This window comes from Ideonella sp., from assembly GCF_041914305.1.
In the GTDB taxonomy this organism is placed as follows: domain Bacteria; phylum Pseudomonadota; class Gammaproteobacteria; order Burkholderiales; family Burkholderiaceae_C; genus Ideonella.
Genome location: NZ_JAYSDQ010000009.1, coordinates 111,254 through 131,073, shown reverse-complemented (window position 1 = coordinate 131,073; position 19,820 = coordinate 111,254). Strand labels below are relative to the sequence as shown.

General features: G+C 68.7%; 16 protein-coding genes and 1 tRNA gene. 11 read left to right on the top strand and 6 right to left on the bottom strand.

Annotated elements, in window-relative coordinates; translation table 11 throughout:
* Positions 1-2: 2 nt before the first annotated feature.
* Positions 3-2,414, bottom strand: coding sequence for a UvrD-helicase domain-containing protein (locus ACE3SG_RS13870; protein ID WP_374565803.1), 2,412 nt, complete (start codon positions 2,412-2,414; stop codon positions 3-5).
* 110 nt (positions 2,415-2,524) lie between these two features.
* Here ACE3SG_RS13870 and ACE3SG_RS13865 point away from each other — a divergent pair, with 110 nt between their 5' ends.
* Together ACE3SG_RS13865 and ACE3SG_RS13860 are read left to right on the top strand one after the other, a co-directional pair.
* Positions 2,525-3,559 (top strand): patatin-like phospholipase family protein, encoded by a 1,035-nt coding sequence (locus ACE3SG_RS13865; protein WP_374565802.1) that lies wholly within the window; start codon positions 2,525-2,527, stop codon positions 3,557-3,559.
* 159 nt (positions 3,560-3,718) lie between these two features.
* Complete coding sequence (locus tag ACE3SG_RS13860) at positions 3,719-4,696, top strand: GMP reductase (protein WP_374565800.1); 978 nt, start codon at positions 3,719-3,721, stop codon at positions 4,694-4,696.
* A 105-nt stretch (positions 4,697-4,801) separates the two neighbouring features.
* Here the strand turns inward: ACE3SG_RS13860 and ACE3SG_RS13855 are convergent, their stop codons facing one another.
* Positions 4,802-6,178 (bottom strand): S41 family peptidase, encoded by a 1,377-nt coding sequence (locus ACE3SG_RS13855; RefSeq protein WP_374565798.1) that lies wholly within the window; start codon positions 6,176-6,178, stop codon positions 4,802-4,804.
* Between the two features lie 125 nt (positions 6,179-6,303).
* Between ACE3SG_RS13855 and ACE3SG_RS13850 the strand changes: the two genes are divergently transcribed.
* The 3 genes from ACE3SG_RS13850 to ACE3SG_RS13840 all read left to right on the top strand — a co-directional run bounded on the left by ACE3SG_RS13850 (position 6,304) and on the right by ACE3SG_RS13840 (position 10,328).
* On the top strand, positions 6,304-9,147 hold the full coding sequence (locus ACE3SG_RS13850; protein ID WP_374565796.1) for a valine--tRNA ligase: 2,844 nt from the start codon (positions 6,304-6,306) through the stop codon (positions 9,145-9,147).
* A gap of 63 nt (positions 9,148-9,210) precedes the next feature.
* Positions 9,211-10,077, top strand: coding sequence for a UTP--glucose-1-phosphate uridylyltransferase GalU (gene galU / locus ACE3SG_RS13845; protein WP_374565794.1), 867 nt, complete (start codon positions 9,211-9,213; stop codon positions 10,075-10,077).
* Between the two features lie 23 nt (positions 10,078-10,100).
* Positions 10,101-10,328, top strand: coding sequence for a sulfurtransferase TusA family protein (locus ACE3SG_RS13840; protein ID WP_374565792.1), 228 nt, complete (start codon positions 10,101-10,103; stop codon positions 10,326-10,328).
* A gap of 47 nt (positions 10,329-10,375) precedes the next feature.
* Here ACE3SG_RS13840 and ACE3SG_RS13835 read toward each other — a convergent pair whose 3' ends face one another.
* Both ACE3SG_RS13835 and cysM read right to left on the bottom strand, forming a co-directional pair.
* Positions 10,376-11,008: an NUDIX domain-containing protein gene (locus ACE3SG_RS13835; protein WP_374565791.1), complete on the bottom strand. Its 633-nt coding sequence runs from the start codon at positions 11,006-11,008 to the stop codon at positions 10,376-10,378.
* Positions 11,009-11,013: 5 nt separating this feature from the next.
* The gene (gene cysM, locus ACE3SG_RS13830) at positions 11,014-11,919 is read right to left on the bottom strand and encodes a cysteine synthase CysM (protein ID WP_374565789.1); all 906 of its coding nucleotides are present in this window, start codon (positions 11,917-11,919) and stop codon (positions 11,014-11,016) included.
* A 145-nt stretch (positions 11,920-12,064) separates the two neighbouring features.
* On the opposite strand from cysM, the gene ACE3SG_RS13825 reads away from it, so the two are divergent.
* From ACE3SG_RS13825 to ACE3SG_RS13810, 4 genes are all read left to right on the top strand, one after another.
* Positions 12,065-12,149 (top strand) — tRNA-Leu (locus ACE3SG_RS13825).
* Positions 12,150-12,183: 34 nt separating this feature from the next.
* Complete coding sequence (locus ACE3SG_RS13820; RefSeq protein WP_374565787.1) at positions 12,184-12,894, top strand: rhomboid family intramembrane serine protease; 711 nt, start codon at positions 12,184-12,186, stop codon at positions 12,892-12,894.
* A 166-nt stretch (positions 12,895-13,060) separates the two neighbouring features.
* Positions 13,061-14,080 (top strand): S1C family serine protease, encoded by a 1,020-nt coding sequence (locus ACE3SG_RS13815; RefSeq protein WP_374565785.1) that lies wholly within the window; start codon positions 13,061-13,063, stop codon positions 14,078-14,080.
* Between the two features lie 273 nt (positions 14,081-14,353).
* On the top strand, positions 14,354-15,175 hold the full coding sequence (locus tag ACE3SG_RS13810; protein ID WP_374565783.1) for a hypothetical protein: 822 nt from the start codon (positions 14,354-14,356) through the stop codon (positions 15,173-15,175).
* Between the two features lie 22 nt (positions 15,176-15,197).
* On the opposite strand, the gene ACE3SG_RS13805 is transcribed toward ACE3SG_RS13810, so the two are convergent.
* A complete protein-coding gene (locus ACE3SG_RS13805; RefSeq protein WP_374565781.1) occupies positions 15,198-16,106 on the bottom strand; it encodes an SDR family oxidoreductase in 909 nt (302 codons plus the stop codon).
* A gap of 137 nt (positions 16,107-16,243) precedes the next feature.
* On the opposite strand from ACE3SG_RS13805, the gene ACE3SG_RS13800 reads away from it, so the two are divergent.
* Positions 16,244-17,275, top strand: coding sequence for a CDP-6-deoxy-delta-3,4-glucoseen reductase (locus tag ACE3SG_RS13800; protein ID WP_374565780.1), 1,032 nt, complete (start codon positions 16,244-16,246; stop codon positions 17,273-17,275).
* Positions 17,276-17,463: 188 nt separating this feature from the next.
* Here ACE3SG_RS13800 and ACE3SG_RS13795 read toward each other — a convergent pair whose 3' ends face one another.
* Positions 17,464-18,384 (bottom strand): LysR family transcriptional regulator, encoded by a 921-nt coding sequence (locus tag ACE3SG_RS13795; RefSeq protein WP_374565778.1) that lies wholly within the window; start codon positions 18,382-18,384, stop codon positions 17,464-17,466.
* 107 nt (positions 18,385-18,491) lie between these two features.
* Here ACE3SG_RS13795 and ACE3SG_RS13790 point away from each other — a divergent pair, with 107 nt between their 5' ends.
* Positions 18,492-19,670, top strand: coding sequence for an acyl-CoA dehydrogenase (locus ACE3SG_RS13790; RefSeq protein ID WP_374565777.1), 1,179 nt, complete (start codon positions 18,492-18,494; stop codon positions 19,668-19,670).
* The last annotated feature ends 150 nt before the right edge of the window (positions 19,671-19,820 follow it).

Genomic DNA, 19,820 nt, shown 5'->3' with positions numbered 1-19,820 from the left:
GTCTATTCCGTCGGGGTCAGCTTGGCCACGGACAAGGCCAGCCACTTGGTGCCGTGGCGGCCGAAGTGCACCTGGGCGCGTGCATCGGGCCCGGCGCCTTCGAGCGTGACCACCACGCCCTCGCCGAACTTGTTGTGGAACACCCCCTGCCCCACCCGCAGCCCATGGCCGGCCTGCTTGGCCGCAGCTTCGGCCATGCGGGCCGGTACCGGCGGCGGTGCGGGCGCCTGCCAGCCGGCATTGCGCCCGGCGCCCACCATCGAGCCCAGGCCGCTGCCGCGTTGCCAGGCGGCTTGGTAGTCGCGTGCATAGCCCGAGCCGAAGCCCTGGTTGCGCGGCGTCAGCCACTTCAGCGCGCCTTCGGGCAGCTCGTCGAAGAAACGGCTCTTGACGTTGTAGCGCGTCTGGCCGTGCAGCATGCGGGTCTGGCTGAAGCTCAGGTACAGGCGCTGGCGGGCGCGTGTGATCGCCACGTACATCAGGCGGCGCTCTTCCTCGAGGCCGTCGGCGTCGGACAACGAGTTCTCGTGCGGAAACAGGCCTTCCTCGAGGCCGGTGATGAACACGGCGTCGAACTCGAGACCTTTGGCCGAATGAACCGTCATCAATTGCAAGGCGTCCTGTCCTGCTTGCGCTTGATTGTCACCAGCCTCCAGCGCCGCGTGTGTCAGAAATGCGGCCAAGGGGCTGATGATTTCGCCGGTTTCGGCGTCTGGCGTGACATCGACCGCGGCCAGCGCCGGCGGCGTGCCAACGGCCAGCGTGCCGGGCGACTGCTCGTCCACCGGCAGGGCCACCGCGTCCTTGCCGAAGCCCTCTTGGGTGACGAAGGCCTCGGCCGCGTTGACCAGTTCTTCCAGGTTCTCGATGCGGTCGGCGCCTTCTTTCTCGGTGCGGTAGAAGTCGACCAGGCCGCTGGCCTGCAGCATCTGCTCGATGATCTCGCGCAGCGTCATGCCCTGGGTCGTCGCGCGCAGGTTGTCGATCAGCGCGTGGAACGCCGCCAGGTTGGCGCCGCCCTTGCCGCTGATCGCGCCGGCCGCCTGCCACAGGCTGCGGCCGCTGCTGCGGGCGGCGTCCTGCAGTTGTTCGAGCGTGCGCGCACCGATGCCGCGGGTCGGGAAATTGACGACCCGCAGGTAGCTGGTGTCGTCGTTCGGGTTCTCGACCAGCCGCAGGTAGGCCAGCGCGTGCTTGACCTCGGCCCGCTCGAAGAAGCGCAAGCCGCCGTAGACGCGGTAAGGCACGCCGGCATTGAACAGCGCCGATTCGAGCACCCGCGACTGCGCATTGCTGCGGTACAGGATCGCGATCTCGCGCCGCGGCATGCCGCCGCGGTGCAACTGCTGCGCTTCTTCCAGCAGCCACTGCGCTTCGCTGAAGTCGCTGTTCGATTCCTGCACGCGAACGGGCTCGCCCGGGCCGGCCTCGGTGCGCAGGTTCTTGCCCAGCCGGTGCGTGTTGTGGCTGATCAGGTGGTTGGCACTGTCGAGGATGTTGCCGAAGCTGCGGTAGTTGCGCTCGAGCTTGATCAGGTGCTTGACGCGGAACTCGCGCTCGAAGTCGGCCATGTTGCTGACCTGCGCACCGCGGAAGGCGTAGATGCTCTGGTCATCATCGCCGACCGCGAAGACCGCGCCGCCGCCCTCGCGCGGCGGGCCGGCGAACATCTTCAGCCAGGCGTATTGCAGGCGGTTGGTATCTTGGAACTCGTCGACCAGGATGTGGGCGAAGCGGCGCTGGTAGTGCTCGCGCAGCGCCAGGTTGTCGCGCATCAATTCGTAGCTGCGCAGCATCAGCTCGGCGAAGTCGACCACGCCTTCGCGCTGGCACTGGTCTTCGTAGGCCTGGTAGACCTCGACCATCTTCTGCGTCTGGCCGTCGCGGATCTCCACGTCCTTCGGCCGCAGGCCGTCTTCCTTGCTGCCGGCAATGAACCACGCCACCTGCTTGGGCACGAAGCGCTCTTCGTCCAGGTTCATCGCCTTGATCACGCGCTTGACGGCCGACAGGCTGTCGCCCGAGTCGAGGATCTGAAAGCTCTGCGGCAACGCGGCGAGCTTCCAGTGCGCGCGCAGAAAGCGATTACACAGGCCGTGGAAGGTGCCGATCCACATGCCGCGCACATTGACCGGCAGCATCGCGCCCAGCCGCGTCATCATCTCCTTGGCGGCCTTGTTGGTGAAGGTCACGGCCATCACCCCGCCGGGCGAGACCTGGCCGGTCTGCAGCAGCCAGGCGATGCGGGTGGTCAGCACCCGGGTCTTGCCAGACCCGGCGCCGGCCAGGATCAGCGCCGGCTCGGCGGGCAGCGTCACCGCTGCCAGTTGCTCGGGGTTCAGGGCGCGCAGCAGCGCGTCGCCCGCGGCCGGGTGGCGGGCGTCGTCCGCGCCGGCAGCAAATAGATCGGTCATCGCCGCATTCTAGGGAGCAGACGGCCCGCGGCGTGCCCGCCACGCGGGCGTCACCCGGCAGGGGCATGCTTCGTGCGTGCCGGCCCCGCGCCATCACTAGACGAACGCCGATGACCTGGTTGCCCTGGCACCGCCCCCGCCCCCTGGCCCTTGCGCTGCAAGGCGGCGGTGCGCATGGCGCGTTCACCTGGGGGGTGCTGGACGCCCTGCTGGCGCGCGAAGGCGTCGAACTGCGCGCCGTCAGCGGAGCCAGCGCTGGCGCGATGAACGCGGTGGTGCTCGCGCATGGCTTGGCCGAGGGTGGTCGCGAAGGCGCCCGCGCCGCGCTGCGCGCGTTCTGGCAGGCGCTGGGCACCCGCTTGCCCTTCGAGTGGTTCACCACCGGTGGCCACGAGGCCCCGGGCTTCGCGCCGGCGGCGCGCGCCGCCTTGCGCTGGGTGCACCTGGTGTCGCCCTACCAGTTCAACCCGATGGGGCTGAACCCGCTGCGCGAGATCGTCGAGGCGCAGGTCGACTTCGAGCGCCTGCGCCGCGCGAGCCCGGTGCGGTTGTTCGTCGCCGCGACGCACGCGGCCTCGGGCCGCCTGCGCCTGTTTCGCGAGCACGAGATCAGCGCCGACGCGCTGCTCGCCTCGGCCTGCCTGCCCAACCTGCACCACAGCGTGCTGATCGACGGCGAGGCCTATTGGGACGGTGCCTTCGCCGCCAACCCGCCGCTGTGGCCACTGCTGGCCGACACCGGCGCCGACGACCTGATGCTGGTGCTGCTGGCCCCGCCGGCCGACCCCGGCGGCCCGCCGCGCAGCGCCGACGAGATCCGCCACCGTGCGCAAGAGCTGGCCTTCACCGCGCCGCTGATGCGCGAGCTGCAATGGCTGGCCGATTGGCGCCTGGCACCGGGCGGATGGCCGATGAGCGCGCGCGAGCGGCGGCTGCGCCGGCAGCGGCTGCATCTGGTGGACGGGCGCCCGCACCTGGCGGCGCTGGCCGGCGAGACCCGGCTGATCGCGCACCTGCCGTTTCTCGAGCACCTGCGCTCGTTGGGCGAGGCCGCTGCCGAGGCCTGGTGGGGCCAGCACGGCCGGCAACTGGGCCGCGAATCCACGCTTGACCTTGCCCGCCTGCTGGCAGGGGTGCCCGCGTAGAATGCGCCACCGGGCCCAAACTCTGCGCCCGGTTTTCATTTGGCCCGCACCGCCCTCGCCTGGCGGCCTTCGCGAGCCCGAACCGGCACAGGTCAAGCGCTCGCAGCCCACGGCGACGCACTGCGACCAACGCGCCGCCATGACACGCAATGCGAAGCCATGGAAATCTTTGACTACGACAACATCCTGCTCTTGCCGCGCAAGTGCCGGGTCGACAGCCGCGCCGAATGCGACCCCAGCGTCGAGTTTGGCGGCCGCCGCTTCAAGCTGCCGGTCGTGCCGGCGAACATGAAGACGGTGCTGGACGAAAACATCGCCGAATGGCTGGCCGCCAACGGCTACTTCTACGTGATGCACCGCTTCGACCTCGACAACGTCGGGTTCGCGCGCCGCATGCGCCAGGCGGGCCTGATCGTGTCGATCAGCGCCGGCGTGAAAGAGGCCGACCGCGCCGCGATCGACCAACTGGCCGCCGAGGGCCTGGGCGCCGACTACATCACGATCGACATCGCCCACGGCCACGCCGACAGCGTGCGCCGCATGATCGAGCACATCAAGCAGAAGCTGCCGCAGGCGTTCGTGATCGCCGGCAACGTGGGCACGCCCGAGGGAGTGATCGACCTCGAGAACTGGGGCGCCGACGCCACCAAGGTCGGCATCGGCCCGGGCAAGGTCTGCATCACGCGGCTGAAGACTGGCTTCGGCACCGGCGGCTGGCAGCTTTCGGCGCTCAAGTGGTGCGCCCGCGTGGCGACGAAGCCGATCATTGCCGACGGCGGCATTCGCCACCACGGCGACATCGCCAAGAGCGTGCGCTTCGGCGCCGCGATGGTGATGATCGGCTCGCTGTTCGCCGGCCACGAAGAATCACCCGGCCAGACGGTCGAGGTCGACGGCAAGCTCTACAAAGAGTACTTCGGCTCGGCCAGCGACTTCAACAAGGGCGAGTACAAGCACGTCGAAGGCAAGCGCATCCTCGAGCCGATCAAGGGCACGCTGGCCGAGACGCTGCGCGAGATGCAGGAAGACCTGCAAAGCTCGATCTCCTATGCCGGCGGCCGCGCGCTGCCTGACCTGAAGAAGGTCAACTACGTCGTGCTGGGCGGCGAGAACGCGGGCGAGCACCTGTTCATGTGAGCGCGGCGGCCGCGCACCCTCTTGGAGGGTAGCCGCCGTGCCCGGTAGCCGGGTGCGCGCGCACCCTCTCGGAGGGTGGTGGCGGCACCCTGCCACCGGGTGCCCTTACTTGCCGATCATGCCGCGGCGCTCGCCGGCCTCGACCCAGTGCGGCCGCTCGGACGGCTTGCGCAAGCCGAGGATCTTGGTCTTGGCGGCAGCCGCCAGCGTCGGGCAGCCGAAGCCGTCGGCATGGTCTTCGGCGGCGATGATCAGCGGGTCGGTCTCGGAGCCCTGGGGCTGGCTGAAGTCTTCGGCCACCGGGCACGAGGCGTCGAAGCCGTCGAAGTAGCGGCCCTCGTTCTTCGAGTTGACCGACTCGAAGTTGACCGCATTGACCACCGCGCCGCAGCCATCGGGTTGCGGCAGGAAGCCCACCGGCTTGCCGCAGGTCGTGTCGCCGATCGTCACCACCGTCACGTAGGGGCGCAGGCCGTTGATGACCTGTTCGCTGGCCGAGCAGGTGCGCGGGCCGGTCAGCACATACACGCGCGACAGCCCGGTCGCATTGGCGTAGTTCTGGAAGCGGAAGCTCTCGTTGTGGCCCGAGCGCTTGTCGTTGTAGAGCAGGCTCGCGAACACGTTGCCGCTGGTCGCCGAGGCGTTCGGGAACGATGCGATCTTGTTGGCCACCGAGACCAGGCCGCCGCCGTTGTAGCGCAGGTCGATGATCACGTCCTGCACGCCGGCGGCCTTGAACTGGCCAAACGCCACGTCGAACGGCCCCACGGCCTGGTCGATCATGTCCTTGACCTGGATGTAGCCCATCTTGCGGCCGTCGGGCGTCGCCAGCACACGGCTGCTGGGCACCGGCTGCAGGTCGTAGATGTCGGCCGCGAGCTGCACCCGGCTGTCGCCGTCGGCGGTGCGGATGTCCAGCGTCACCATGTCGCCCTCGTTCTGCGGCGACAGGTCGGCGTAGTTGTTCTCGGCAATGATCTGGGCCGAGGTCTTGCCGTTGACGGCCAGGATCTGGTCACCCCGCCGCAGGCCGGCCAGCGCCGCCGGTGAGCCCGGCTCGACGTAGCGGGCCAGCAGCGGCCAGTCCGGGTGGCCCGTGACCTCCAGGCCGGCGACCATCAGGCCGTAGCCCAGCGTGCGGCCGTCGCCGAAGGTGCGGTCGTAGGTCTCTTGCGAAACGATGTAGCTCCAGTCGTCGGCCCGCGGGAAATCGGGCAGCGAGCCGTCGTAGAGCAAGGCGTTGAAATAGCTGTCGACCGACGCGTAGCCCGACGGGTCGGGGCTGGGGCTGACCTTGTACCAGAAGTACCAGTCGTCCATGTACTCGCGCAGCCAGACCTTCTCGTCGGCGGTCGAGCAGGTCAGCGGGCCGCCGTCGCCACCACCGCCGCAGGCGGCCACCAGGACGGCCGCCGCCACCGCGGCGATACGGCCCGGCCAGCGGCCCAAAGCCACCGTTTTCACTCGGGAATGCAAGCTCATCCAGGTCTCCTCATTGGTCTTGGCCGCACACCCGTGCGACCTACAATCGGCCCAACTCTTTTGGCGCCATGCGGGTTGACATGCTTTACGTGTCAAGCTGTTGCAGCAAACGCCGTTCCTCACCCATGACCGACCTCGCCAAATCCTTCGAGCCCTCTGCCATCGAAGCCCGCTGGGCCCCTTTGTGGGAAGCCAGCGGCATCTATGCGCCGACGCTGGACACCAGCAAACCCTCGTTCTGCATCCAGCTGCCACCGCCAAACGTGACCGGCACGCTGCACATGGGCCATGCGTTCAACCAGACCATCATGGACTCGTTGACACGCTACCACCGCATGCGCGGCTTCAACACGCTGTGGGTGCCGGGCACCGACCACGCCGGCATCGCCACGCAGATCGTCGTCGAGCGCCAGCTGCAAGAGCAAGGCACCAGCCGCCACGACCTGGGCCGCCAGAATTTTGTCGCCAAGGTCTGGGAATGGAAGGCGCAGAGCGGCGCCACCATCACCCGCCAGATGCGCCGCATGGGCGACTCGGTGAGCTGGGCGCACGAGTACTTCACGATGGACGACAAGCTCTCGGCCACCGTGACCGAGACCTTCGTTCGTCTGTATGAAGAAGGCCTGATCTACCGCGGCAAACGCCTGGTCAGCTGGGACCCGGGCCTGATGTCCGCCGTGTCCGACCTCGAGGTCGAGAGCGAAGAGGAAGACGGCCACCTCTGGTTCATCCGCTACCCCATCGAGGGCAGCGGCGAATCGCTGGTCGTGGCCACCACCCGGCCCGAGACGATGCTGGGCGACACCGCGGTGATGGTGCACCCTGAAGACGAGCGTTATGCCCACCTCGTCGGCCAGCAGGTGCGCCTGCCGATCACCGGCCGCCTGGTGCCGGTGATCGCCGACGACTATGTCGACAAGACCTTCGGCACCGGCGTCGTCAAGGTGACGCCGGCACACGACCCGAACGACTACCAGGTCGGCCTGCGCCACGGCCTGCCGATGCTGACCATCTTCACGCTCGAAGCCAAGGTCAACGACGAAGCGCCTGCAGACTACCGCGGGCTTGACCGTTATGTGGCCCGCAAGAAGATCGTTGCGCAGCTCGAAGCTGAGGGCCTGCTGGTCGAGACCAAGAAGCACCGGCTGACCGTGCCGCGCTGCGCCCGCTCGGGCCAGGTGATCGAGCCGATGCTGACCGACCAGTGGTACGTCGCGATGACCAAGCCCGGCGCCGACGGCACCAGCATCGCGCAAAAGGCGATCGACGCGGTCGACTCGGGCCAGGTCAAGTTCGTGCCCGAGAACTGGGTCAACACCTACAACCAGTGGATGAAGAACATCCAGGACTGGTGCATCTCGCGCCAGCTCTGGTGGGGCCACCAGATCCCGGCCTGGTACGGCGACAAGGGCGAGCTGTTCGTCGCCCGCACCGAGGCCGAGGCACGCGCCAAGGCCGACGCGGCCGGCTACAGCGGCGCGCTGACACGCGACCCCGACGTCCTGGACACCTGGTACTCGTCGGCCCTGGTGCCGTTCTCGACGCTGGGCTGGCCCGAAAAGACCATCGAGCAAGACCTCTTCCTGCCGTCGTCCGTGCTGGTCACCGGCCACGACATCATCTTCTTCTGGGTCGCCCGGATGATCATGATGACCAAGCACTTCACCGGCCAGGTGCCGTTCAAGCACGTCTACATCCACGGCCTGGTGCTCGATGCACACGGCAACAAGATGAGCAAGTCCGAGGGCAACGTGCTCGACCCGGTCGACCTGATCGACGGCATCGCGCTGCCCGAGTTGCTGGACAAGCGCGTGGTCGGCCTGCGCAAGCCCGAGACCGCGCCGAAGGTGCGCAAGTCGACCGAGAAGGAATTCCCCGACGGCATTCCGGGCTACGGCGCGGACGCCTTGCGCTTCACCTTCGCCGCGCTGGCCTCGCTGGGCCGCACGATCAACTTCGACTCGAAGCGCTGCGAGGGCTACCGCAACTTCTGCAACAAGCTCTGGAACGCGACCAAGTTCGTGCTGATGAACTGCGAGGGCGCCGACTGCGGCCTCAAGGAGCACAGCAAGGCCGACTGCGAGCCGGGCGGGCCGTTCCACGGCTACATGAAGTTCTCGGCCGCCGACCGCTGGATCACCGGCGAGCTGCAGCGCGTCGAGATGGCGGTGGTGCAAGGCTTTGCCGACTACCGGCTCGACAACGTCGCCAACACGATCTACTCGTTCATCTGGGACGAATACTGCGACTGGTACCTCGAGCTCGCCAAGGTGCAGATCCAGACGGGCAGCGAAGCCGAAGCGCGCGCCACCCGCCGCACGCTGGTCCGCACGCTCGAAACCGTGCTGCGCCTGCTGCACCCGATCGCACCATTCATCACCGCCGAGCTGTGGGACACGGTGGCGGTGGTCGCCGGCCGCCGCGCCGAAGGTGACGGCAGCACCGTGGCCTCGGCCGCCTACCCGGTGCCGCAGCCGGACAAGATCGACCCCGCTGCCGACGCCTGGATGGCACAGCTGAAGGCGATGGTCGGCGCCAGCCGCGGCCTGCGCGGCGAGATGGGCCTGTCGCCGGCCGAGCGCGTGCCACTGATCGTGATCGGCGAGCCCGAGTTCTTTGCCGCCGCCACGCCGGCGCTGAAGGCGCTGGCCAAGCTGAGCGAGGTGCAGATCCTGTCCGACGAGGCCGCCTTCGCCGCCGCCACGGCATTGGCCCCGGTGGCCGTGCAGGGCAACGCGCGGCTGGCGCTGAAGGTCGAGATCGACGTCGCCGCCGAGCGCGAGCGCCTGGGCAAGGAAATCAAGCGCATCGAGGGCGAGGTCGGCAAGGCCGAGGCCAAGCTGGGCAACGAGAACTTCGTCGCGCGCGCCAAGCCCGAGGTGGTGGTGCAAGAGCGTCAGCGCCTGGCCGATTTCGGCCGCACGCTGGCCTCATTGCGTGAACAACTGGGCCGATTGCCGCCCGCCTGACCGCACACGGGGGCACAATCTTTGCCACCCGGACTTGATGCCTCACAAGGAACACAAAGCGTGATGAAAATCAACAAGGCCATTTTCCCGGTCGCCGGCCTGGGCACCCGCTTCCTGCCGGCCACCAAGGCGCAGCCGAAAGAGATGCTGCCGGTCGTCGACAAGCCGCTGATCCAGTACGCGGTCGAAGAGGCTTACGACGCGGGCATCCGTCAGATGATCTTCGTCAACGGCCGCAACAAACGGGCGATCCCCGACCACTTCGACACCGCCTACGAGCTGGAGTCGGAGCTCGAAGCCGCCGGCAAGACCGAGCTGCTCGAACTCGTCCACTCGATCAAGCCGGACGACATGGAGTGCATCTACATCCGCCAGCCCAAGGCCCTGGGCCTGGGCCATGCGGTGCTGTGCGCGCAGTGCGTGGTCGTCAACGAGCCCTTCGCGGTGCTGCTGGCCGACGACCTGATGGTCGGCCAGCCGTCGATCCTGAAGCAGATGGTGCAGCAGTTCGACGAATGGCACGCCTCGATCATCGCGGTGCAGGAAGTGCCGGCCGAGCACACCAAGCGCTACGGCATCGTCGCCGGCACGGCCGTCAACGACCGCATGATGGACCTGACCCACATCGTCGAGAAGCCGGCCCCTGAAAACGCCCCGTCCCGCCTGGGCGTGGCCGGCCGCTACATCCTCACCCCCGGCGTGTTCCGCGAGATCGCCAACCAGCCGCGCGGCGTGGGCGGCGAGATCCAGCTGACCGACGGCATCGCCGCGCTGATGCGCCGCGAGAAGGTCTTCGCGTACCGCTACCACGGCAAGCGCTACGACTGCGGCAGCAAGGAAGGCTTCCTCGAAGCCAACGTCGAACTCGCACTGGCCCACCCGCAACTCGGCCCGGGCTTCCGCGAGTACCTGAAAAAGCTAGAGCTGTAGGCAACGTCGACCAAGGAACCGGCATGGACGTGCACAAGGAACTGGACACCCGCGGCCTGAACTGCCCGCTGCCGATCCTGAAGGCAAAGAAGGCGCTGGCCGACATGACCAGCGGCCAGGTTCTCAAAGTGGTCGCGACCGACCCCGGCTCGATGCGCGACTTCCAAGCGTTTGCCCGCCAAACGGGCAACGAGCTGCTTGATCAGCAGACGCAGAACGCCGATTTCATCCACTTCCTGCGCAGGCGGTAGTCAGTGCCCCCAGCGCCATAAAAGAGGCCACCCGCAGGTGGCCTCTTTTATTGGCGCTCTTCGAGTGGCGTGCGCGGATCCGGCTCTGCCGGTCCGCTGCGCGAGCCCCCCTGGGGGGCAGCCCCCGGAAGGGGGCGTGGGGGCGCCACATTCGCGAACTCGATGAACTTCGGCTCGATGCCACGGCCACGCAACCATTCGGCCAGCGCGTAGCCGGTGCCGGCCGGCCAGCACAGCGTGTCGCCGGGCTCGAACAATTTGTATTCGGCCAGCTCGGGCGACAGCACGATCTCGCCGCGGGCCTGCACGTGGTAGGCGATGATCACCTGGTTCATGCGCTGGAAATCGTAGACGCCGATCAGGTGGACGGCCTCGGCGACCAGCGAGGTTTCTTCCAGCACCTCGCGCGCAATGCCTGCTTCGGGCGTTTCGCCGGCCTCCATGAAGCCGGTGATCAGCGCGAACATGCGGCCCGTCCACGCCGCGTTGCGGGCCAGCAGCAGCTTACCGCCGCGGTCCACGCACTCGACCACTGCCGCCAGCACCGGCGTCGGGTTGTTCCAGTGGGTGAAGTCGCAGGCGGCGCAGCGCAGCCGGGTCTTGGCACCGCCGTCTTCCTCGGCTTCGACCCAGGCCAGCGCGCCGGCGCACTGCGGGCAGAACTTGTAGTCCGCAGCCATGCGCGTCAGGCCGGAAAGACGCCGGTCGACAGGTAGCGGTCGCCGCGGTCGCAGACCACGAACACGATGGTCGCGTTCTCGACCACCCGCGCCACCTGCAGCGCCACCCACAGCGCACCCGCGGCCGAGATGCCAGCAAACAGGCCTTCTTCGGCCGCGAGCCGGCGCGCCATGTCCTCGGCGTCACGCTGGCTGACGTAGACCATCTCGTCGACCGCACTCGGGTCGTAGATCTTCGGCAGGTAGGCCTCGGGCCATTTGCGGATACCGGGGATGCGCGAGCCTTCGGACGGCTGGGCGCCGATGATGCGCACGCCCGGCTTCTTCTCTTTCAGGAATCGCGACACGCCGGTGATCGTGCCGGTGGTGCCCATCGCGCTGACGAAGTGCGTGACCTGGCCGTCGGTGTCGGCCCAGATCTCGGGGCCGGTGGTCTCGTAGTGGACGCGCGGGTTGTCGGGGTTGGCGAACTGGTCGAGCACGCGGCCCTTGCCGTCGTTCTGCATCTGCTCGGCCAGGTCGCGGGCCAGCTCCATGCCACCCGACTTGGGCGTCAGGATCAACTCGGCGCCGAAAGCCTTCATCGTCTGCGCCCGCTCGACCGACAGATCCTCGGGCATGATCAGCAGCATGCGGTAGCCCTTGATCGCCGCGGCCATCGCCAGCGCGATGCCGGTGTTGCCCGAGGTCGCCTCGATCAACGTGTCGCCCGGCTTGATCTCGCCGCGCGCCTCGGCGTTGCGGATCATGCTGATCGCCGGCCGGTCTTTCACCGAGCCGGCCGGGTTGTTGCCTTCGAGCTTGCCCAGGATCACGTTGCCGCGGGCCTGCACCTCGGGGCCAGGCAGGCGTTGCAGCCGCACCAGCGGGGTCGATCCAATCGCGTCTTCCAGCGTCTTGTAGGCAGGCATGTCGAGGTCGTGAAAAGGACTGCGTTGCATTATGGTCGCAGGGCCAAAGCCAGCGCCCGCGCATGCCATAATCCGCCCCCGACGTGCCTTCGGCGCTGTGCAACACAGCCGCCAGCAAGACACGAGCACACGCAAGCACACACTGGCCCGGGTGGCGAAATCGGTAGACGCAGGGGATTCAAAATCCCCCGCCGCAAGGTGTGCCGGTTCGAGTCCGGCCCCGGGCACCAGTGACCTTCAGCTTCACGCTTCCAGCGACACACCATGCCGCCGATGCCTCCCGTCACCAAGGCGCTGATGCTGGTTTGCGCAGCGATCTACCTGCTCGATCAGCTACTGGGAAATATGTTCCCGCTGGGCGTGTGGTTTGCGCTGTGGCCGCTCGACTCGGGCATGTTCTACCCGTGGCAGTTGGTCAGCTACGCGTTCTTGCATGGCGATCTGTCGCACCTGATCTTCAACATGCTCGGCCTGTGGATGTTCGGCGCCGAGCTCGAACGCCTGTGGGGCCACCAGCGCTATTGGCAACTGCTGCTCGCCAGCGTGTTGACCGCCGCGGTGGCCCAATTGCTGCTGACCTACGTGATCGGCTCGCGGGTGCCCACGGTCGGCGCGTCCGGCGCGCTGTTCGGCCTCTTGCTTGCCTACGCGATGTTGTTTCCGCGGCGCCAGTTCGACCTGATCGGCTTCTTGCCGATGGCGCTGCTGATGATCCCGGGCCAGATCTTCTACACGATCGGCATCGTGCTGTTCGTGGTGCTTCTCACCAATCGGCAGGCCGTCCCGATCCCGCCGATGCCGGTGCCCGCGCTGACCATGGTGATGATCTATGGCGCCATCGAGCTGATTCTCGGCGTCGCCTACACCCGGTCGGGCGTCGCCCACTTCGCCCACCTGGGCGGCATGCTGGGCGGCTGGCTGATGATCCGCTTCTGGCGCGGCCAGGCGCCCTTCCCGTCGCGCCGCCGGCGCTGAGGCGAGGCTGAGCGGCGACCTATTCCGCGTCGCCCTGATTCGGCACACCGCTTGCCGCCCGTCTGCGGGACAAGCGCCCCCAACGAGTAACCCTGCGGCTTGATGGCCGACGCCGCTCGGCGCATGCTCGGGCCGGGGTCACGGCCAGCCGTCGTGGAGGTGTGCCATGCGTCGCGTCGTTCGCACCGTGCTTTTCTGGGCCTGGGCTTGGGCGCTCGCATGCGCCTGGCCGACTGCGCTGTGGGCCGGCGACGAGATCGCCTCGTCCGAGGGCATCAAGCGCGCCAGCGATTCGGTCGTCGGTGTGCTGGCCAAGGCGGTCGACAACGCCACCTCCAACGCGACGCTGGGCCCGGTGCGGCAAGGCTCGGGCGTGGTCATCGGCCCGGACGGGCTGGTGCTGACGATCGGCTACCTGGTCCTCGAAGCCGACCAGGTGTTGCTGCTGCTCGACGACCGGCGCCGGGTGCCGGCGCGCGTGGTGGGCTACGACGTGGCCACCGGCTTCGGCCTGGTCAAGGCGCTGATCCCGCTGGACCTGCCGGCGGCCCCGCTCGGCGAGCCGGGCCGGGTGACCGACGAGGACACGCTGCTGATCATCTCGGGCGGCGAAGACGCCGGCATCAGCATGGCCCGGCGGGTGTCGCAGCGCTCGTTCTCGGGCTACTGGGAATACCACCTCGACCACGCGCTGTTCACCGTGCCCGCGCGCACCGACCACAGCGGCGCCGCCTTGTTCAACCTGCAAGGCGAGTTGCTCGGCGTCGGCTCGCTGGTCGTCAGCGACGCCCTGGGGCCGGACCAGCCGTCGGTGGCGGGCAACATGTTCGTCCCGATCGACCTGCTCAAGCCCATCCTCGGCGAGCTGCTGGCCCAGGGGCGCTCGGCGCAGAGCAAGCGCGCCTGGATGGGCGTGAACTGCATCGAGCTGGGCGGCGAGGTGCGGGTGCTGCGCGTCAGCCGCGCCGGCCCGGCCGAGGCCGCGGGCCTGAAGCCGGGCGACCAGATCGTGCGCATCGACGGCCAGCCGGTCGACAGCCTGCAGACCCTGTGGCACCGGCTCTGGGGCGGCGGTGCGCCAGAGCGCGACGTGGCGCTGGACATCCTGCGCAACGGCCGGTCGCTGCAGCTGCCGCTGCACACGGTCGACCGCCAGAGCTCGATCAAGCAACCCGAAGGGACGTGAGCGGCCACGCCGGCGGTCCGGCCGCATCCACTGGCCGGCGCCACCGGCGCGACCGCGTTCGCGCTGTAAGAACGCGTAAGGTCTGCGGCGAAGCGGGTTGACGGCATTGCCCGGCGCGGGTGAGGCCCGTAGCATCGCGCGCAGCGCTGGCTCCCCCTTGCCGGGGCCGCCCAGCTGCACCGGCGCCAGTGCGCGCCGGTCACCTCGTTCCCATCCCCCGGAGACCCGTCCATGCGAGATTTCTTGCTCGATCTGCCGCGAAAGTCGGCAAAAATGACAACGCTGTCGGCGATGTTAATGCTGTGCTCGTCATGGTCCGCATGGGCCGCCCCCGTTCGAGAAGCCGCCGCGCCGCCCGATGGCACCCTCGCCGCAGCCCCTGCCAGCGACACCGCCCTGGCTTGCGGCGACTTCGCGCTGTGCGACAACTTCGAGTCGGCCACGCCGGGCGGCCCGCCCAGCCCCGCGTTGTGGACGGTGGGCGGCGCCAACTGCACCGGCACCGGCGTGGCCACGGTCGATGCCACCGTCGCCCACCGCGGCAAGCAGTCGCTGAAGGTCACCAGCACCGGCGGCTACTGCAACCACATCTTCGCCGCCACCCCGATCCCCGCATCGCTAGGCCAGCGGGTGTTCGGCCGCTTCTTCGTCCGCTTCGCCGACGCGCTGGGCGACGGGCACGTCACCTTCATGGCGATGAAGGACAGCGCCGACAACCAGCGCGACCTGCGCATGGGCGGCCAGAGCCGCATCCTGATGTGGAACCGCGAGTCCGACGATGCCACCGTGCCGGTGCTGAGCCCGTCGGGCATTGCGCTGAGCGTCTCGCCGGCCGCTGGCGAGTGGCACTGCGTCGAGTTCACCGTCAACGGCAACAAGGGCACGATGAAGACCTGGTTCCACGGCGCCGAGGTGGCCGGCCTGCATGTGGACACCACGCCGACGCCCGAGGTCGATTCGCAGTGGCTGGCGCGCGGCAGCTGGCGGCCGGCGCCGGTCGACTTCAGGATCGGCTGGGAGAGTTACGCCGGCCAGCCGATGACGCTGTGGTTCGACGACGTGGCGCTGAGCAAGCAGCGCATCCGCTGCAACTGAAGCGGCCCCGCCCGCGGCACCGTCACGCCGCGGCGTTCAGGCCTTCGGCCACCGTCGGGTAGCGCAGGCGCACGCGCAGCTCGCGCTTCAGCCGGCGGTTGGACAAACGCCGCGACTCGCTCAGGAAGCTCATCTGCACCGGCGACATCTGCTGCGCCGCCTCGGCGCGGCTGAGGCGCGGCGGGCGCGGCAGGCCGAAGCGGTCGGCCACCGCGTCGAAGTGGTCACCCATCTTCAGCACGCTGTCGTCGCAGACGTTGTAGGCCCGCTGCGGCGCACCGCGCAGCAACGCAGCGACACAGGCACGCGCCAGGTCATCGGCGTGGATGTGGTTGGTGTGGACATCGTCCTCGGCGGCCAGCACCGGCGCGCCCCGGCGCACCCGCTCGCGCGGGTCGCCGCCGTCGCGGTCCAGCGCGTAGATGCCGGGCACGCGCAGCAGGCTGACGCGCCAGCCGAACGCCCGGCCGGCCCAGCGCAGGCGCGCCTCGGCGTCGGCCCGCCGCTGCCCGCGCGCGGTGGCCGGCGCGAGCGCGCGGGTCTCGTCGACCCAGTCGCCGGCGCAGTCGCCATAGACGCCGGTGGTGCTGGCGTAAACGATGCGCCGCGGCCCGCCACGCAGCGCGAGCGCGCGCAGCAGGTGGGTGGTGCGGCTGTCGGTGCGGCCCTCGCCCGGCGGCGGCGCCAAGTGCAGCACCACGTCGGCCAGGCCGGCCAGCCGCGCCAGCGTGGCCGGCTCGTCCAGGTTGCCCAGCAGCGGCACCGCGCCCGCGGCGCGCAGGCTGGGCACGCGCGCAGCCGAGCTGGTCAGGGCCAGCAGCCGCCAGCGGTGGCCCGCGGGGCCGAGCAGACGCAGCACGCGCAGGCCAACGTCACCACAACCGACGATCAACAGCGTGGGGCGTTTGGCACGGAGGGTCTTGGGGTGCATCAATCGGGGGCGGCAAGGCGCCGGGCAGAATGGCGGTCGGATCGCGCGCCAGTGTAGGCGGCGGCCCACCACCCGCTGCCCGTCGTGCCGCGAGCCTGCCGAAGGTCTCGCCGCGAACGCCTCTGCCTGCCTCGACCATGACTTTCACCGTTACCCTCCAGCCCTCCGGCCGCAGCTTCGACGTCACGCGCGACGAGCCCATCCTCGGCGCCGCGATCCGCCAGGGCATCGGCCTGCCCTATGGTTGCAAGGACGGCGCCTGCGGCACCTGCAAGAGCCGCCTGCTCGAAGGCCGCGTGATCCACGGCGCGCACCAGCTCAAGGCGCTGTCGGAAGCCGAAGAAGCCAATGGCCTGATCCTGACCTGCTGCGCCACACCGCAGACCGACTGCCTGGTCGAGGCCCGCACGGTGCCCGGCGCCGGCGAATTCCCGATCCTGAAGATGCCGGGCCGCGTGCTGAGCATCGAGCGCCCGACCGGCGATGTCGCGGTGATCCGGGTGCAACTGCCGGCGAACCAGAACTTCCAGTTCCGCGCCGGCCAGTACATCGAGTTCATCCTGCGCGACGGCGCCCGCCGCAGCTACTCGATGGCCAACGCGCCGCACAACCTGGGCACGCCGCCGTCGATCGAGCTGCACATCCGCCACATGCCCGGCGGCAAGTTCACCGACCACGTCTTCGGCACGATGAAAGAGAAAGACATCGTGCGGATGGAAGGCCCGTTCGGCAGCTTCTTCCTGCGCGAAGACTCGGACAAGCCGATGATCCTGCTCGCCTCGGGCACCGGCTTCGCGCCGATCAAGGCGCTGATCGAGCGGCTCGACGAGCTGGGCAGCACCCGCCCCGCGGTGCTGTACTGGGGCGCCCGCGGCAAGGCAGACCTGTACCTGCACGCATGGGCCGAAGCCGCCGCCGCACGGATGCCGAACCTGCGCTACGTGCCGGTGCTGTCCGAGCCCAAGCCCGAAGACCACTGGGACGGCCGCACCGGCTTCGTCCACCACGCGGTGATGGCCGACTGGCCCGATCTGTCGGGCCACCAGGTCTACGCCTGCGGCGTGCCGATCATGGTCGAGTCGGCGCACCGCGATTTCGAAGCCCAATGCGGCCTGCCGGACGACGAGTTCTACGCGGACAGCTTCACGTCCGAAGCCGATAAGCATTAGGCCCCCACGGCCCCTTCCGGGGCCTGCCCCCCGAGGGGGCTCGCGCAGCGGACCAGCAAAGCTGGATCCGCGCACGCCACTTGGAGGGGGCGCGGCGCTGCGCGCGCGCCCCGTTCGGGCTGTCAATTCGTGCGGGGTGCGTTCACGCTCCTTCCGTTCGGGCTGAGCTTGGCGAAGCTTTCGTCAAGCTACGCCAGGCCGACCTCCTGCCGGTACCGCGCGGCCTCTTCGTCCAGCCAGTCCGCAAACGCCTTCAGCGCCGGCGACGCGGCCTTGTGCTCGGGGTAGAGCAGGTGGTAGCGGCGGTCGCTCAAGAAGGTGTGGGGCACAACCTGCACCAGGCGGCCGCTGGCGAGCTCGTTGTCGACCAGCATGCGCGGCACCAGCGCCACGCCCAGGCCCTGCACCGCGGCTTCGCTCAGCATCGAGAACAGCTCCATCCGCGCGCCGGCCATGTCGTGCTCGACTTCGAGGCCTTGTGATTCGAACCAGTGGCGCCAGGCGTAGGGCCGGGTGCTGGCCTGCAGCAGCGGCAGGGTCGACAGCGACTGCGGCGTCCAGTCGGTGCGGCCTTTCAGCAGCGCCGGGCTGGCCACCGTGACCAGCGTCTCGGGCATCAACAACCGGCCTTCGGTGCCGGGCCACAGGCCGTCGCCGGCGTGGATGGCCGCGTCCAGGCCCGTGTCGGCAAACAGGAACGGCCGAGTGCGTGAGCTGAAGTGCACCGTGATGCCCGGGTGCGCAGCCTGGAACCGCGACAGCCGCGGCAGCAGCCATTGGGTGGCGAAGGTCGGCACCACGGCCAGCTCCAGCGCCCCGCCCTGCCCACCCAGGCCGGCCTGGGCCATCAGGTCCAGCGTGTCGCGCTCGACCTCGTCCAGCCGCGCCGCCACGCTGCGGCTGTAGCGCTGGCCCGCCTCGGTCAGCCCCACGCCGCGCTGGCTGCGGCGAAACAGTGCCACCCCGAGAAACGATTCGAGCGACGCGATCTGGCGGCAGACGGCGCTCTGCGTCACCGCCAGCTCGGCCGCGGCCTTGGTGAAGCTCTGGTGGCGCGCCGCCGCCTCGAAAGCGGCCAGCGCAGCGGTGGAAGGCAGCTTTCGGCGCATTGGGCACTCCGGAGTTCCATCAACGCACAGATCAGTGCGAAAAAGGCGTTTGATTGCCAAACTTTGGCATTCTATGATTCCAGGCTGGAACAACTGGAGACATCGCCATGGCTTCTCGCGCCGCTTTTCACTGGGACGACCCGCTGCTGCTGGACCAGCAACTGACCGACGACGAGCGCCAGGTGCGTGACGCCGCCCGCGCCTACTGCCAGGACCGCCTGGCCCCGCGCGTGCTCGAAGCCTTCCGCCACGAGCAGACCGACCCGGCGATCTTTCGCGAGATGGGCGAGTTGGGCCTGCTGGGCCCGACCATCCCCGAGCAGTACGGCGGTGCCGGCCTGAACTACGTCTGCTACGGCCTAGTGGCGCGTGAAGTCGAGCGCGTCGACTCGGGCTACCGCTCGATGATGAGCGTGCAGTCGTCGCTGGTGATGGTGCCGATCAACGAGTTCGGCAACGAAGCCACCAAGCAAAAATACCTGCCCAAGCTGGCCACCGGCGAGTGGATCGGCTGCTTCGGCCTGACCGAGCCCAACCACGGCTCCGACCCTGGCAGCATGATCACCCGCGCCCGCAAGGTCGACGGCGGTTACAGCCTGACCGGCAGCAAGATGTGGATCACCAACAGCCCGATCGCCGACGTGTTCGTCGTCTGGGCGAAAGACGACGCCGGCCAGATCCGCGGCTTCGTGCTCGAAAAGGGCTGGAAGGGCCTGAGCGCCCCCGCCATCCACGGCAAGGTCGGCCTGCGTGCGTCGATCACCGGCGAGATCGTGATGGACGAGGTGTTCTGCCCTGAAGAAAACGCCTTCCCCGAAGTGCGCGGCCTCAAGGGCCCCTTCACCTGCCTGAACAGCGCCCGCTACGGCATCGCCTGGGGTGCGCTCGGTGCGGCCGAGTTCTGCTGGCACACCGCGCGCCAGTACACGCTGGATCGCAAGCAGTTCGGCAAGCCCCTGGCCGCCAACCAGCTGATCCAGAAGAAGCTGGCCGACATGCAGACCGAGATCACGCTGGGCCTGCAAGGCTGCCTGCGCCTGGGCCGCATGAAGGACGAAGGCACGGCCGCGGTCGAGATCACCTCGATCATGAAGCGCAACAGCTGCGGCAAGAGCCTGGACATCGCCCGCACCGCGCGCGACATGCTGGGCGGCAACGGCATCTCCGACGAGTTCGGCGTCGCCCGCCACCTGGTCAACCTCGAAGTCGTGAACACCTACGAAGGCACGCACGACGTGCACGCGCTGATCCTGGGTCGCGCGATGACCGGTATCGCGGCGTTCTGAACGTCTTGTAGAGGTCGAGCGGCCAAGGCCATCGGGTGGCCCATTCCGCTCATGTCCCCCGCCAAGAGCCTGCGGCTCTTGGCTCCTCCTAATACTTCGCTGCACGGGCCACCCGACACCCTTGGCGGCCACCCGCTTTGCACGGCGACG